This is a genomic window from Actinoplanes sp. NPDC048988, assembly GCF_043197815.1.
Classification (GTDB): Bacteria; Actinomycetota; Actinomycetes; order Mycobacteriales; family Micromonosporaceae; genus Actinoplanes.
Genome location: NZ_JBICTW010000009.1, coordinates 224,715 through 238,851, shown reverse-complemented (window position 1 = coordinate 238,851; position 14,137 = coordinate 224,715). Strand labels below are relative to the sequence as shown.

Sequence of the window (14,137 nt, the reverse complement as noted above, 5' to 3'; positions counted from 1 at the left end):
GTGGGGCGCCACGGGGGAAGTCCAGTCCCGCAAGCGGATCGGGCCGAGCTCGATCATCGGGCGGGCTCCATTTCGCGCAGCAGGCCGTCTACGGCCCGGAGGTAGTCGAGGTGGTCCACCTCGAACCAGTGGCGTGGGGACGGCACCATCCGGCGGCGGGACCATGACGCCAGTGGGCGGGCCGATTCCTTCTGCTGTACGGCGGCCGCGCGGGCCGGGTCGTCGACGCGCAGGCGCAGCCAGCGGGCCACCGCCACGCTCTGCCAGTGGGCCAGCGGGAACAGGCCGGCGTCCGGTTGGAGCAGACCGACCACCGCCAGCGTCGCGTGCTTGCGGGCGAAGGCGTTCAGGTGCAGGTCGGGGCGGCCGGCCGGGTCGGTGTCGATCAGCTCGGGGTCGAGGAAGTCGAAGCGGGGGCGGTAGCCGGTCGCCGTGATCACCAGGTCGGGTTCGATCCGGGTGCCGTCGGCCAGCGCCACCGACTTGCCGTCGAAGGCCGTCACGTCCGGCACGGGGGTGATCCGGCCGTGGCCCAGGTAGTACGGGAGCTGGCTGTTGACGACCGGATGGCTTTCGTACGGCCGGTGGTCCGGCACCGGGAGGCCGTACCTCGTCAGATCGCCCGTCGTGAGGGCCAGGATGCGGCGGTGGAGCCACCGGCGTACGGGAAACGGGATCTTGAATCTCGACAGACGGTCGGTGATCTGGTCGGCCGGGCGCCCGAGGACGTATTTGGGTGTCAGCCAGTAGCCGCGCCGGGTGGAATGCCAGACCGTGGCCGCCTGCTGGGCCGCCTCGACCGCGATGTCGCAGCCGGTGTTACCGCCGCCGATCACCAGCACCCGCTTGCCGCGCAGCTGCGCCGGGTCCTTGTACGCGGCCGAGTGGATCACCTGCCCGCGGAAGTCACCCGGGATCTCGGGCTTCGCGGGCGACCAGTTGTGGCCGTTGGCGACGACCAGACCGGCGTACCGCTGAATCCTCTCCTCGGACCCGCCGCCGGTCGACCTGGTCGTCACGTCCCAGCGCCCGTCCCCGACGGGGACCGCCCGGACCACCTCGGTGCCGAACCAGACGTCGCCGGTCACCCCGAAATGCTCGGCGTAGCGCTCCAGATAGGACAGCACCTGACTGTGCCGCGGGTAGTCGGGCCACGTGTCGGGCATCGGGAAGTCGGGGAACTCGGTGAGCGGCCGCGACGAGATCAGATGGGTGCCCGCGGAGACCGGGCTGCGGTCGTGCCGCCAGTTCCAGGCGCCGCCGACACCCGTCTCCCGCTCGTAGCAGTCGACCTCGAAGCCCTGCTCACGCAGGTTTTTGACGGCGGCGAGGCCGCTGGCGCCGGCACCGACGACGCAGACGGCGTCTCGACGGTCGGCGATCTCGGTGTCCGGCACGGCCGAGATATTGCCAGACCGGTGGGCCTACCCGGAAGGCAGAACCAGGTCCGCGACGACCGGAAGATGATCACTCGCCCGGCGGGCCCGGTCGTTCTCGACGATCTCATACTTGTCGATGGCGATGTCGGGGCTGACGAAGAGCCCGTCGATACGCCGGGCCGGCACCGTGGCCGGGAAGGTGGGCCGGTTGTCGGCCGAGGTGACCAGACCGTCCTCGACCGTACGCCAGGCGCCGCCGCCCGGGCCCTCGTTCAGGTCGGCCGCCGCGATCAGCGGGCCGTCGACCGCGCCCAGCGCCTCTTTCCAGAGGGCGGCCTGAGCCGGCCGCTCGGCCGGATCGGTGGCCAGATGCGAGCCGGCGACGGTGAACGTGCCACCACGCACCGATCCGCGGGCGAAGACGGCGCCGCGCAGGTGCCGCCCCGGGGTGAGCGGATAACGCATCACCCACGTGTCGAGCACCCGCACCCGCAGGTTGACCAGCAGCAGGTTGCCCAGCGCGGGCAGGCCGCCGGCGGCCACCACCATGCCGAGGTCGTCGGCCAGGGCGGCGCAGCGGTGCCGCCACCGGAAGCGCCGGGGCGCCTCCTGCACGACCAGGACGTCCGGGGCAAGCTCGCGGACCAGGTCCACGAGGGCGCCCCGGTCGTCCTTCAGGCCGTGAACGTTGTAGCTGATGACGCGCAGCGCGGGCCCGGTCATGAGGTCAGGGACGCCGGGCCAGGTCGGCCGCGCCGACGACGCCGGCGGTGTTGCCGGTCTCGGCGGCGTGCAGCTCGGCCACCGGGAAGCGGCCGCGCTGCTTGAGCTGGTCCCGGTACGTGGTCTGGGTCGGCGTCATGAGCAGGTCACCCGCGTCGACGACGCCGCCGCCGACCACCAGGATCTGCGGGTCGAAGCTCTGCGCGAGGTCGGCCATGGCGACACCCAGCCAGTAGCCGATCTGCCCGAACGCGTCCCGGGCGACGCCGTCGCCGGCCCGCGCGGCCTCGGTGATCTGCCGCCCGGTGATGGCGAGCGGGTCGCCGCCGGCCAGTTCGAGCAGCTGGGCGGCGCGCTCGGGTTCCTGCCGGGCGCCGGCCCGGGCGAACCGGACGAGGGCGTTGCCGCTGGCGTACTGCTCGAGGCAGCCGAGCCGCCCGCACCCGCAGGGGTGGCCGTCGGGCACAGACTGGATGTGGCCGAGCTCGGCCGCGATGCCGTGGGCGCCGCGCCACAGCTTGCCGCCCAGCACGATGCCGCCGCCGATGCCGGTCCCCACGGTGATCATCACCATGGAGTCGTCCATGTGCCGGGCGACCCCATACCGGAACTCGGCCCAGGCGGCCACGTTGGCGTCGTTCTCGAGCACGGTGGGCAGGCCGACGGCCTTGCTCACGTAGTCGCGCAGCGGCTCGTCCCGCCAGGCCAGGTTCGGCGCGAACAGCACGGTCGAGCCGGCGGCGTCGATCCAGGCGGCGGCGCCGATGCCGATGGCGGTGGCGTCCGGATAGGCGGCGGCGAGCTCGGCGGCGACCTCGACGATCGTGTCCCGGGTGCCGGCCGGGTCCTCGGCGGGCGTGTCCCGGCGGTTCGAAGCCAACACGGTGCCGTGCTCGTCGACCACCCCACCGGCAACCTTGGTACCGCCGACGTCGACTCCGATGGTCAGCGTCACGCTGCCCGTCCCCTCTGTCCCATTACTCCGCGCCACCGTCCCGGGCGTCGCGGGTCCCACTGTCCGAGGACGCCTCCGCGCCCGCCTCATCATGATCCACCGTCGTGCTTGAAGCCACGTCGGCAACACCCGCATCCGCGGTGGCCGCGGCCCATACATCAAACCTTCGGGGTGTACGGGTTTCCCGCCCCACCCCACCCGCAGTGTCGCCGGTCTCCCCACGCCCCCGCTCACCGGCCCCACCGGCTCCCACGCCCGCGCCGGCCCTAGCGTCCGCGCCCCGCCCGGCAGCCCCCGCGTCCACGTCCGGCCCGGCAGCCCCCGCAACGTCCGCGCCCCGCCCGGCAGCCCTCGCGCCCACGTCCGGCCCGGCAGCCCCCGCGATGTCCGCGCCCCGCCCGGAAGCCTCCGCGAGCCGCGAGGCCTCGGCTTCCCGGCGCGCCCGCGCCTGCTCAGCGGCCTCGGCAACCCGGCGGGCAGCCTCGGCGGCCGCCCGCTGCGCCGCTTCCCGCCGCACTTTCAGCTCAGCCGCATGCTCAGCGGCCGCCGCAGCCGCACTAGCCGTCGTCGCCGCCGACCAGGCGTCACCACCCGAACCAGCCGCCGGCCCAGCACCCGCCGCGCCGCTCGAACCAGCCCCCAGCCCAGCACCCGCCGCGCCGCTCGAACCAGCCCCCAGCCCAGCACCCGCCGCGCCGCTCGAACCAGCCCCCAGCCCAGCACCCGCCGTGGTGGCCGCCGACCACGCGTCACCGCTCGAACCGGTCCTCGGCCCACCGCTCGCCGTGGTGGCCGCCGACCAGGCGTCGCCGGTCTTGTCGGCGTTCGTGGCGGCTGTCCAGGCCTGGCCCGGGGTGTTCCTGGCGTTTGCCGAACGAGTGGCCGAGGACCACGTCTGGTCGGCGTTGCCGGGGCGCGCCGTCTTGGAGGCGGGGCGAGCGGAAGGACGGCGCCGCTCCCCCGTCATCGCCGAAAAGGCGCGCATCAGGTGGGCCACGCCGGTGGCGAGGTCACCCGCGCCGCTCGCCAGGCGGGCGGCCGCCATCGGGCTCGGGTCCCGCGTCGCCGCGATCGCCTTGCACACTGGGCAAACACAGCATTCCGGGCTGCCGGTGGCCCAATGACCAGAGCCGGACGAGCGATTTGCCCCGCTTTGCGACGCCCGGGACCACCCGTCGCGCCGAGCGTCCCCGCTCGCGTCGCGATCGTCGCCGCCACCCGGGCCACCCAAACCGCCCAAGTCCCCGAGGCGGTCGCCCGCCGCGCGGATCATGGAAGCCAGCCCACTGCCCAGCCGGTCCCAGTCAGGCCCGCCACCGGAGCCACCAGACCAGCCGCCGAACCCACCAGACCAGCCGCCGGACCCGGTGGCCTCTCGGCCCGGCGAAGTGCCGCCGGAGGAATCGCCGCCTGCCGCGCCCCCAATCACGCCGCTCGGCGAATCGCCACCTGGCGCTCCCCCGAAAGCATCGCCGCCGGTCGCGCTACCCGCCGCACCGCCGGTCGCGCCGCTAGTCGCGCTACCCGCCGCACCGCCGCTAGCCACCGCACCGCCGTGGGTCGCGCTACCCGGCGCATCGCTGGACGAGCCAGCCGCCGCCCCGCCGTAGGTCGCGCTACCCGGCGCGGCGCTGGGCGAGCCAGCCGCCGCCTCGGCGCGGGTCGCGGCGCTTGGCTCGTCGCTGGGTGGGCCGCTCTGGGCGTCGTCGGCTGGGGAAGTGTTCGACGGGTTGCCGCCGGAGCTGCCTGGGCCGGTGAAGGGGGCGGTGGCGGTGGAGATCGCGGCGAGGACCGTGGCGACCAGGCGCTCGGCCTCCTCTCGGGCGGAACCGGACATGTCGCGCTCCTCGGTGGTGCTCTCAGCTCGGCGGGAGGCTCTCGACGCGGCGCTTGAGCTGCTTCAGTGCCGTGTCCATGATCATCTTTTCGGCCTTGCGGCGGAACATGCCGAGCATGCCGATGGAGAGCTCCACCTCAAGTGTGTACGTCACCGTGGTCGTGCCGTCGCCACCGTCGGCAAGGTCATAGGAGCCGCGCTGGGATTTCTGCGTCTTCGAGGGCCGGACCAGGTGCCACTCGATGCGGCTGAGGTCGTCGGCGTACGCGTACTCCAGGGTGTAGTCGTCGGCCATCACCCCGGCGTCGATCACGAACCGGACCGTGGCCGCGTACCCGTCCTCGTACTCCTCGAGGACCTCCACCGTCTTCATCGCCTCGGCCCACTCGGGGTAGCGCGGGAAGTCGCTGATCACCGCGGCCACGCGGTCGAGGGGCGCATGGACCTGGATCGACTGCGTCGAGGTGTCCGCCATGCACGGGAGGCTACCCGCTCGGTACGACATTCCCGGCGACGGCCCCGCGCCACGAGCCGGTCGCGGCCGGGGCGGCTACCATCCGTCAGGTGCCGGTCCTAGCCAGCGTCTCCGCGCGCGTCCAACCGCTTGCGGTGGCCGCGCGCATCGTCATGCTCGCGCTGGTCGCGGCGCTCACCCTGATCGCCACCGGCGAGGTCCGGCAGCTCGGCTGGATAGCCCTGCTCGTCGTGGCCGCGCTGCCCGCGTTCCTGGCCCCCGAGCACCGCCTGTTCGCGCCGCTCGGGCGGTTCGCCGAGGTCGCCATCACAGGTCTGGCCGCGGGCTCGATCGCCGCGGCGGCCGAGGCGCACGGCACTTTGGACGCGGGCTTCGGCGCCGAGGTCGTCCTGCCATACCTCACCGTTCCGCTCCTGACCGCCGCCCTGCGCCGCCGGCCGACCGAGGGCGCCGCCCTGCTCGGGGTGGCGGCCGTCGCGCTGGTCGTCGGCGGCACCCTGATCGGTGATGTCAGCCCGATCACCCAGCCCGGCTTCCTCGCCGCCGGCGGGCAGTGGCTGGTGCTCGGGGCGATCATCACGTTCGCGGCCGACACCATGCGCCAGCTGATGCAGCCCAGTGAGCCGACCCCGCAGCCGTACGCCGAAGCGACCCGCCTGCTGACCCAGCTGCGCAGCGTCGCCCGGTCGTTGCCGGGCGCCACCCTCGACCCCGGCGGCATCTCCGAGCACCTGCTCGAGGAGCTGCGGCTGATCACCCCGGCCGACCGCTCGGCGGTTCTGTCGGCCAGCGGCGGCGGCCGGCTCGTGGTGCTCGCGCAGACCGGCGCCGAGCGGGTCGACTGGGAGACGACGCTGGACGCCGACTCGGCCATCGCCGACGCCTGGGCCACCCAGCAGCCGATGACCGCGAACCGGTCGCAGGCTCGTTCCGGCCGCAAGGGCGACACCTCGTCGCTGGTCGTGCCGCTGGTGGCCGGGGTGCGGACGATCGGGCTCGTCATCCTCGAGACGGATGTCGCCAACGCGTACCCCTCAAGCGTCGTCAGTGAAGTCACCTGGGTGACCGACCCCGCCGCCCTGCGGCTGGAAGCCGCTTTGCTTTTCGACGACGTGCGGTCGCTGGCCACCAATGAGGAGCGTCAGCGGCTCGCCCGGGAGATCCACGACGGGGTCGCGCAGGAACTTGTCATGGTCGGATACGGCATTGACAACGCGCAGGCCACCCTCCCCGAGGGCGCCGACGAGACGGCCGAGGAGCTGCGCTCGCTCCGCGCCGAGGTGACCCGGGTGATCACCGAGCTGCGGCTGAGCCTGTTCGAACTGCGCTCCGAGGTGGACCGCAACGGCGGCCTGGCCGCCGCGATCGCCGAGTACGCCCGTACGTTGGGCACCTCGGCCGGTCTGCGGGTGCACTTCACTTTTGACGAATCGACGGCCCGGCTGCCCGCCGCGACCGAGGCCGAATTGCTGCGCATCGCCCAGGAGGCGATCACCAACGCGCGCAAGCACGCCGGAGCCTCTAATCTGTGGGTTACCTGCACCGTCGACCCCCCGTACGCCGAGATCGAGGTCTCCGACGACGGACGGGGCTTCGCGGACGACCGCCCGGACGGTCGTTATGGTCTGACCATCATGGCCGAGCGGGCGGAACGGATCCGGGGCCGACTCAAGATCACGCCGCGACACCCCAGCGGGACAACCGTTGCCGTAGTGCTCGGTTCTCCGGCCAGGCGCGATAGCGTGCGGGATAGCGTTTCCGCTCCAGAAGGGGAGTAACCCGAGCATGTCGACCAGTCCGGCGCCGACGACGCGCACCAAGGTCCTCCTTGTTGACGATCATGACTTGATTCGTAAGGGGCTGCGACACGCATTCGAGCGCGACCGTCAGTTCGAGGTCGTGGGTGAGGCGGCCACGGCCGCCGAGGCGGTCCGCCAGGCCGGCGCGTTGCAGCCGGACGTCGTGATCATGGACCTCCGCCTGCCCGACGGCAGCGGCCTCGAGGCCACCAAGGCCCTCCGTAAGAACAACGCCAACATGGGCATCGTGGTCCTCACCATGTACGCGGGTGACGACCAGCTCTTCGGCGCTCTCGAGGCGGGCGCGAGCGCGTTCGTCCCCAAGACGGCACCGGCCGACGAGGTCGTGGCGGCCGCCCGGCACGCGGCTTCGGCCCCGAGCGCGTTCACCGCGGCCGACCTGGCCGAGGCCATGAAGCGCCGGCTCGCCCCGTCCGGCCCGCAGCTGTCCCCGCGCGAGGGTCAGGTGCTGCGCCTGCTGGCCGACGGCATGAGCGTCGCCGGCATCGCCAAGCAGCTGTTCGTCTCCGAGTCGACGGCCAAGACCCACATTTCCAAGCTGTACGAGAAGCTGGGCGCGGCCAACCGCGCGCAGGCGCTGATGACGGCGCTGCGGCTGGGTCTGCTCGAGGCTCCGGACGCGCCGAAGTTCTGATCCCCGGTTTTTCCGTACGTATGCAGCCCGGTTCCCCCACCGGGCTTTATGCGTTTCTGGCCGTCACGCGCCCACGCGAATCAGACGTTTCTGGCCGTCACGCGCCCGCGCGGATCAGGCGTTTCTGGCCGTCACGCGCCCGCGCGGATCAGGCCTTTCTGGCCGTCATGCGGCGGAGGGCCAGGTAGGCCTCGCAGCCCAGGCAGAGGCCGAAGGCCGCGTTGAGGAAGGCCGCCAGCAGGCCGAAGGCGGTGAAGACGACGCCCAGCATGGTCACGCCGCTGAGGTAGCCGACACTCGCGACAGCCAAAAAGCTAAAACCGACTAATTGGGCAAATCGCACGGGCGCGACCGGCTCCCGCTCGGCCGGCGGCCCGATCCGGGGCAGGACCAGGGCCCGATAGACGTACGAGTAAGGGCCGCGCCGCGGATCGGCGGCGGTGACCGCGAAGATGATCGTCTGAACGAGCGCCAGCCAGCCCCACCCGGTCGCCAGCACGACGACGAGAACGATGCTGGTCAGTGTGGCCGCGAACCGCTGGCCCCGGGGATCGAGCTCCATGTCCCGAAGCTTCGCACCGGTACGGCCGTGCCGGCCCCGTGAGTGTCATCACCCACTATTTCGATCAACTTTCGAGGTCGAGCAGAACCTTCCGCAGGAGCCCGTTGAGCTGGATCAGTTCCTCGTGCGAGAGCGCGCCCAGCACCTTCTGATCACGGGCCATCCCCTCGAAGATGTACTTGTTCCACGCCGCCCGCCCGGACGCCGTCGGGCGGATGATCACCCGTCGCCGGTCGGTGTCGTCGTGCTGCCGGGTGACGAGTTCGGCCGCCACGAGCCGGTCGAGCCGGCTCGTCATGGCAGCCCGGGTCACGTTGGCCGCCTCGGCGAGCTGGGCCGGCGTGGCCTCCACCGGCCACGGCTGAACCATCAGCACGTGCAGCGTCTTGTAGTCCTCGAAAGTCAGCTCCTTGGACTCGGCGAACGCGGCCGAGTCGGCCCGGCGGATCTCACGCTGGATGTAGCTCATCCGCACCAGCGCCCCCTCGACCTCGGGAACGAACGCGGGCTCGTCCTTCCAGAAGGCCGCCCACCGTGCCACATGCTGGTCCACGCTGTCCCGCTCCTCCGCCATGCCGGCCATTCTGCCGCTCCGATCATGATCGTCCCGCCTCGGCCCGCGCTTCACCATCGTACGTCTAATTTTTTGATTGTGAATAGTTAGACGGTGAACTACTGTCTCGTCTCATGCGACGGATCAGTGATTTTCGGCTGCTGGTGAGCGGGCTGACGCTCTCCTGGATCGGCAACGGGTTTCAGACTGTGGCGCTCGCCGTCGCCGTCATCAAAGCCGGCGGCGGCCCCGGCGACCTCGGGCTGGTGATGGCCGCGTCGATCGTGGCCCGGCTGGCCTGCACCCTGTTCGGCGGCGTCTGGGCCGACCGGCTCCAGCCGCAGCGGGTCATGGTCGCCTCCGACCTGGTCCGGATGGCGGCCGCCGGCGCCATGGCCGTCATGTTCTTCAGCGGCGGCTACCACCTCGTGCTGCTCTGCGCCCTCGCCGCGATCTCCACCGGCGCCGCCAGCTTCTTCGATCCGGCCTTCGGGGCGCTGCGCCCGCTGCTCGTCCCGGTCGAGAAACGGCAGGCGGCGAACGCCACGATCAGCATGCTTCAGACCGGCAGCCAGGTCGCCGGTCCGGCGCTGGGCGGCGTCACCGTGGCCGCGTTCGGCGCGTCGGCCGGTTTCACCGTCAACGCGCTCAGCTTCCTCGCCTCGACGATCGCCGCCCTGCTGCTGCGGGTACGGGCCGAGCGGGGACCCCGCACCTCGATGCTCAGCGAACTGGGCGACGGCTGGCGGGAGATCCGTAAGCGGGACTGGCTGATGTTCGGGCTCTTCGGCGCGACCGTCTACCACATCGCCAACGGCATCATCCTGGTCCTGGTGCAGGTGGTCGCCATCGAGCGCCTGGGCGGCCCCTCCGCGGCCGGCTTCATCGCCGCCGCCGAAGGGCTGGGCGGTCTCATCGGCGCCGCGATCGCGTTGCGCTTCAAGCCGCGGCGGCTGCTCCGGGCGGGCTGGCTGACGCTGCTGCTGATGCCGCTCTGGGCTTTGGCGTACGTGTGGCCGGCCGAGCTCGTCGCCGTGATCGCGGGCGCGATCGTCGGCTACGCGGGCCTGATCTTCTTCGACGTCGCCTGGGAGACGGCCATCCAGGACCAGGTGCCGCAGCGCATGCTGGGCCGGGTCTCCTCCTGGGACTACCTGACCTCGTTCATCGCCATGCCGATCGGCAACGTGCTGGCCGGCCCGCTCGAGGCCAAGTACGGCACGTCACCGATCCTCACCGCCTGCGCGGCCGTCCTGTTCCTGTCGGCCGCCACCCAGTTCCTGGTGCCGGGCACCCGCCGCCTGACCCGCCCGCGGACCGAGCCGGCCCCGGCCGCGCCCACCCCGGAGCTGGCCGAGACGACCGGCGCCTAAACGGGCATGAACTCGCGGACGCCCCGGAGCCGGGTACGCAGCACGGACGCGGCGCGTTCGGTGATCAGCCGAACGTCAGCGGCCAGGCGAGCGCCCGACTCCGCGAGCGTGGCCGCGGGAATCAGCGACGGATCGAGACCTTCCCGGCGCGCGACGAGAACGCCCAGGTCGTACCGGCTGATCGCGTCGGGCCCGGACACGTTGAGCACGCCCCGGTAGTCGCTGGCGGCCAGCTCGAGCAGGGCCGCGGCGAGATCGTCGACGTGCACCGGCGTACGGATCATGTCGGTGAACAGCGCGCCCCGCGCTCGGCCGGCGATCAAATCGCGGGTCAGGTTCTCGTGCTGTCCGCGGCCGTCGCCCAGGATCACCGAGGTCCGCACCACGGCGGCGGCGGGATCGACGGCGGCGATCGCCGTCTCGGCCGCGGCCTTCGCGGCCCCGTACCGGTAGAGCGGGTCGGGCGGCGCGTCCTCGTCGTACTCGACCTCCCGCCCGGAGAACACCGCGTCACTGGAGACGTGCACCAGTCGGCTGCCCTGCGCCGCCGAGGCCGCCGCGACGTGGGCGGCGCCGTCGGCGATGACCCGCCAGTCGTCCCGCCCGGCGGCAGTGTGGATCACGACCGCGGGCCGAACCCGCCGAACGAGCTCGCGAACCGCCGAGGCGTCGCGAATGTCCAGTTGCTCCCCGGCATGCGCACCGGCGGCGTGCCGATAGGTGCCGACGACGGTCCAGCCCGCGCCGGCGGCGTGCTCGGCCACCCGCGATCCCAGGTGACCGGTGGCGCCGGTGATCAAAACCCGCTGATTCATGAGCCCATCAAAGTACCGCACCCAGAGCCGCGATCAACTGCGGTTTCCCCGGTACGCCGGTGGCACGCTTGGCGATGCGGCCTTCCCCGTCGAGCACGAGGAGGGTCGGGGTACGCCAGATGCCCAGAGCCCGCACGGCCTCGAGGTGGCTCTCCGCGTCGACCTCCACGTGCCGGACGCCCGGAACCATCGCGGCCACCTCGGAACTGACCCGGCGCACGGCCCGGCAGGGCGCACAGAACGCCGACGAGAACTGCAACAGCGTCGCCTTGGCCTCTTCCACCCCCAGCTCACGCATCAGCTCCGGCCCGAGCCGCACACCCTCCGCGCCGGCGCCACCTTCCTCGACAGTGCCCGGTTCCTCCCGCGCATCCGGCACCACGCGACGCCCCTGCTCACCGCCGGATCGCGCGCCGCCCGAGCCCGCACCGCCAGAGCCCGCCACGTCTAAGCCGGCACCTCCAGCGCCCGCACCGTCAGAGCCCGCACCGCCGGAGCCCGCCACGTCTGAGTCGGCACCTCCAGCGCCCGCACCGTCAGAGCCCGCACTGCCGGAGCCCGCACTGCCGGAGCCCGCACCATCGGAGCCTGTACCGCCAAAGGCGGCACCGCCGGAGTACGCACCGCCTGCCGACTGCTCGCGCTCAATATCCACTCCCCCAGTCTCCGCGAGGCTGAGCCAATCGGCACGCGCCCCCTCGACTTGGCCGGCGGTGGCGACGGGAGAGTCGACGGCTGGAGTGATCGCGGCGACTGTGGTTTCGGCGGCCGAGCTGGTGCCGCCGGCGGCGCGTGGGGCGAGGGCTGGAACGGTGGCGGCGCGTGGGGCGAGGGCTGGAACGGTGGCGGCATCGGCCGCGGTGGAGGCGGCAGCGGCGGCGGTGCGAGCTGCCGCGGTGTGGGCGGTAGCGGGAGCGACGTCGCGGAAGCGGCCCTCGGTGCGGCGGCGCCACAGGCCGACCGCTGTGCCGATCAGCAGCACGGCGCCTACGGCTACCAAGCCTATCGAATCCATAGGGCTAGCGTGCCATGGAACGGCTGCGGCGGCGATCAGGCCATTTGGTACGCGCTGGCCTGCAACGTGAACATCTGGGCGTAGATGCCGTCGGCTGCCATCAGTTCCTCGTGGTCGCCCTGCTCGACGATCGCGCCGTGGTCGAGGACGTAGATGTGGTCGGCCTCGCGCACGCTCGCCATCCGGTGGGTGATCAGGACGACCGTGCGGCCCTCGGCCAGCTCGCGCAGCCGCTGGTAGACGTCGTGCTCGGCCCGGGCGTCCAGGTTCGCCGTGGGCTCGTCGCAGATCAGCAGGGGCGCGTCGCGGAAGAACGCGCGGCTGACCGCGAGCCTCTGCCACTGGCCGCCCGACAGGTCGGCGCCGTCGATGAAGTGGCGGGACAGCAACGTCTCGTACTGCCGGGAAAGCTCCATCACGAACTCGTGGGCGTTGCCGGCACCGGCGGCCGCGTGGACCTCAGGCATCGAGGCGGGCCGGTCGTGGCGGCCGATCGTGATGTTGGCGCGGGCCGACAGCGGCCACCTCGTCGGCTCCTGCATGACCACAGCCACCTGCCGGCGTACCGAATCCGGGTCGAGCCTTTCCGCGTCGACGCCGTCCCAGAGGATCCGGCCCTGCTGCGGCCGGTGCAACCCGGCCAGCAGGGTCGCCAGCGTCGACTTGCCCGAGCCGTTCTCCCCCACCAGCGCGATCACCTCGCCGCGGCGCAGGGTCAGGCTGACCTCGCGTACGGCCGGATGGTCGGCGTCCGGATAGCTGAACGTGACCGCCTGCAGCGAGATCTCCTGGAAGGAGGGTGGCGCCTCGCCGCCGCCGGCCGGTTCCGCCCGCGAGCGCGACAGCTCGCAGAAGCCCTGGAAGTCGGCGAAGTAGAGCCCCTGGTCGAAGACCCGGTTGGCCGAGAAGGCGATCTCGCTGAGCTTGCCGATGCCCATGTTTATCGCGTACGCGGCCGCACCACCCACCGCCAGCTCCATGCGCCCGGTCCACAGCAGCCAGAGCAGCACCGCGTACGCGAAGGCCGTCGCGATCGCGCTCAGCATGGTGCCGACCAGGGTGGTGCGCACCTGCCGGGTGGCGATCCTGATCTCCTCGTTGGTCGAGATCGCCAGCAGCCGCCGCACTTCTTCGAGCAGGAACGACCGCAGCGTGAAGGCCCTGAGCTCGGGGGCCGGTTCGCGCGCCGCGAGCAGTTCGGCCAGCATCCGCTGCCGCCGCCACACCGCGATGAGCCGCAGCACCCGCCGGTAGCCGAGCCGGGCCGACCGCACCGCCGCCCACCCGATCGGCACGACGGCCAGCACCAGCAGCGGCAGCAGGACCGGGTGCAGCACCGCGAGCACGCCCGCCGCCGCGACCAGCCCGATCACGTTGGTCGCCAGCTCGATGACCCGGTCGACGAGTTGCTGGGCGGCCGAGATCCCCCGGTCGCGGGCCCGCTCCATGGCGTCCCGCCAGTCCGCGTCGTCGAACGTGGCCAGGTCGACCTGCGTGGTCAGGGTCAGCAGCCGCATCTCGGCCGCCTGGTAGACCTTCGGCGACAGCCGGCCGTTGGCGGCGGCCGCGGCCGAGGTCAGCGCCCCGCGCGCCGCGGCCGCCCCGACGACCAGGAGCAGCGAGGGCACGGCGGCGCGCACCCGGTCGGGCGTCGGCACGTCCTGCAGCAGCCCGTCGAAGACGCCGACCACGCTGATCAGGCCGACCGCGCTGGCCACGCCGCCCGCGATCTGCAGGACGGCGAGCGCCATGGTGGTCCGCGAGTCGGCCCGCCAGGCGAGCAGCGAGGCTTCCCGCAACAGTCGCGGCAGGCGTTTGAGCATCTGCCAGAAGGAGGTGTTCGCGGCCTCTTCGGTGCTGGTCAGCCAGTACGGAAGGGAGAGCTCACCATCTTCGAATTCCACCTGTACGTCGTCATCGGCTGTGCCCTGGCCGGAGTCGGCATCCCGCATCGAAGCTCCATCTCGGACGTCGCTAGACCTTTCCTACGCCCGCT

General features: G+C 72.2%; 13 protein-coding genes. 4 read left to right on the top strand and 9 right to left on the bottom strand.

What is annotated here, in order from left to right:
- Window positions 1–53: 53 nt before the first annotated feature.
- The 3 genes from ACGFJ7_RS27395 to ACGFJ7_RS27385 are packed head-to-tail and all read right to left on the bottom strand — an operon-like array spanning window position 54 to window position 3,057.
- Complete coding sequence (locus ACGFJ7_RS27395; RefSeq protein ID WP_392644486.1) at window positions 54–1,397, bottom strand: flavin-containing monooxygenase; 1,344 nt, start codon at window positions 1,395–1,397, stop codon at window positions 54–56.
- Window positions 1,398–1,424: 27 nt separating this feature from the next.
- The gene (locus tag ACGFJ7_RS27390; protein ID WP_392644484.1) at window positions 1,425–2,102 is read right to left on the bottom strand and encodes an endonuclease/exonuclease/phosphatase family protein; all 678 of its coding nucleotides are present in this window, start codon (window positions 2,100–2,102) and stop codon (window positions 1,425–1,427) included.
- A gap of 4 nt (window positions 2,103–2,106) precedes the next feature.
- On the bottom strand, window positions 2,107–3,057 hold the full coding sequence (locus tag ACGFJ7_RS27385) for an ROK family glucokinase (protein ID WP_360252761.1): 951 nt from the start codon (window positions 3,055–3,057) through the stop codon (window positions 2,107–2,109).
- 728 nt (window positions 3,058–3,785) lie between these two features.
- Between ACGFJ7_RS27385 and ACGFJ7_RS27380 the strand changes: the two genes are divergently transcribed.
- Complete coding sequence (locus ACGFJ7_RS27380) at window positions 3,786–4,181, top strand: hypothetical protein (protein ID WP_360252758.1); 396 nt, start codon at window positions 3,786–3,788, stop codon at window positions 4,179–4,181.
- A 735-nt stretch (window positions 4,182–4,916) separates the two neighbouring features.
- Here the strand turns inward: ACGFJ7_RS27380 and ACGFJ7_RS27375 are convergent.
- Complete coding sequence (locus ACGFJ7_RS27375) at window positions 4,917–5,369, bottom strand: SRPBCC family protein (RefSeq protein WP_360252755.1); 453 nt, start codon at window positions 5,367–5,369, stop codon at window positions 4,917–4,919.
- Between the two features lie 89 nt (window positions 5,370–5,458).
- Here ACGFJ7_RS27375 and ACGFJ7_RS27370 point away from each other — a divergent pair, with 89 nt between their 5' ends.
- Together ACGFJ7_RS27370 and ACGFJ7_RS27365 are read left to right on the top strand one after the other, a co-directional pair.
- The gene (locus ACGFJ7_RS27370; RefSeq protein WP_392644482.1) at window positions 5,459–7,147 is read left to right on the top strand and encodes a GAF domain-containing sensor histidine kinase; all 1,689 of its coding nucleotides are present in this window, start codon (window positions 5,459–5,461) and stop codon (window positions 7,145–7,147) included.
- 7 nt (window positions 7,148–7,154) lie between these two features.
- Window positions 7,155–7,823, top strand: a complete 669-nt coding sequence (locus tag ACGFJ7_RS27365) for a response regulator (protein WP_020512124.1) — start codon at window positions 7,155–7,157, stop codon at window positions 7,821–7,823.
- Window positions 7,824–7,971: 148 nt separating this feature from the next.
- On the opposite strand, the gene ACGFJ7_RS27360 is transcribed toward ACGFJ7_RS27365, so the two are convergent.
- Entirely contained in the window at window positions 7,972–8,385 is a 414-nt protein-coding gene (locus ACGFJ7_RS27360; protein ID WP_360252751.1) for a DUF4395 domain-containing protein, read from the bottom strand.
- Window positions 8,386–8,449: 64 nt separating this feature from the next.
- Window positions 8,450–8,959, bottom strand: coding sequence for a MarR family transcriptional regulator (locus ACGFJ7_RS27355; RefSeq protein ID WP_360252748.1), 510 nt, complete (start codon window positions 8,957–8,959; stop codon window positions 8,450–8,452).
- A 113-nt stretch (window positions 8,960–9,072) separates the two neighbouring features.
- Here ACGFJ7_RS27355 and ACGFJ7_RS27350 point away from each other — a divergent pair, with 113 nt between their 5' ends.
- Window positions 9,073–10,311: an MFS transporter gene (locus ACGFJ7_RS27350; protein WP_360252745.1), complete on the top strand. Its 1,239-nt coding sequence runs from the start codon at window positions 9,073–9,075 to the stop codon at window positions 10,309–10,311.
- On the opposite strand, the gene ACGFJ7_RS27345 is transcribed toward ACGFJ7_RS27350, so the two are convergent.
- Genes ACGFJ7_RS27345 through ACGFJ7_RS27335 form a run of 3 tightly spaced genes read right to left on the bottom strand, consistent with a single transcriptional unit; the run spans window position 10,308 to window position 14,093 of the window.
- Window positions 10,308–11,126 (bottom strand): sugar nucleotide-binding protein, encoded by an 819-nt coding sequence (locus ACGFJ7_RS27345; protein ID WP_392644479.1) that lies wholly within the window; start codon window positions 11,124–11,126, stop codon window positions 10,308–10,310. The genes ACGFJ7_RS27350 and ACGFJ7_RS27345 overlap by 4 nt on opposite strands.
- Before the next feature lie 7 nt (window positions 11,127–11,133).
- On the bottom strand, window positions 11,134–12,141 hold the full coding sequence (locus ACGFJ7_RS27340; RefSeq protein WP_392644477.1) for a thioredoxin family protein: 1,008 nt from the start codon (window positions 12,139–12,141) through the stop codon (window positions 11,134–11,136).
- Between the two features lie 35 nt (window positions 12,142–12,176).
- Complete coding sequence (locus ACGFJ7_RS27335) at window positions 12,177–14,093, bottom strand: ABC transporter ATP-binding protein (protein WP_392644475.1); 1,917 nt, start codon at window positions 14,091–14,093, stop codon at window positions 12,177–12,179.
- Window positions 14,094–14,137 lie beyond the last annotated feature (44 nt).

Coding starts and splice junctions, on each gene's coding strand:
- ACGFJ7_RS27360 (WP_360252751.1), bottom strand. CDS start 8,385: ATGGAGCTCGATCCCCGGGGCCAGCGGTTCGCGGCCACACTGACCAGC.
- ACGFJ7_RS27355 (WP_360252748.1), bottom strand. CDS start 8,959: ATGGCGGAGGAGCGGGACAGCGTGGACCAGCATGTGGCACGGTGGGCG.
- ACGFJ7_RS27375 (WP_360252755.1), bottom strand. CDS start 5,369: ATGGCGGACACCTCGACGCAGTCGATCCAGGTCCATGCGCCCCTCGAC.
- ACGFJ7_RS27340 (WP_392644477.1), bottom strand. CDS start 12,141: ATGGATTCGATAGGCTTGGTAGCCGTAGGCGCCGTGCTGCTGATCGGC.
- ACGFJ7_RS27365 (WP_020512124.1), top strand. CDS start 7,155: ATGTCGACCAGTCCGGCGCCGACGACGCGCACCAAGGTCCTCCTTGTT.
- ACGFJ7_RS27335 (WP_392644475.1), bottom strand. CDS start 14,093: ATGCGGGATGCCGACTCCGGCCAGGGCACAGCCGATGACGACGTACAG.
- ACGFJ7_RS27350 (WP_360252745.1), top strand. CDS start 9,073: ATGCGACGGATCAGTGATTTTCGGCTGCTGGTGAGCGGGCTGACGCTC.
- ACGFJ7_RS27390 (WP_392644484.1), bottom strand. CDS start 2,102: ATGACCGGGCCCGCGCTGCGCGTCATCAGCTACAACGTTCACGGCCTG.
- ACGFJ7_RS27345 (WP_392644479.1), bottom strand. CDS start 11,126: ATGAATCAGCGGGTTTTGATCACCGGCGCCACCGGTCACCTGGGATCG.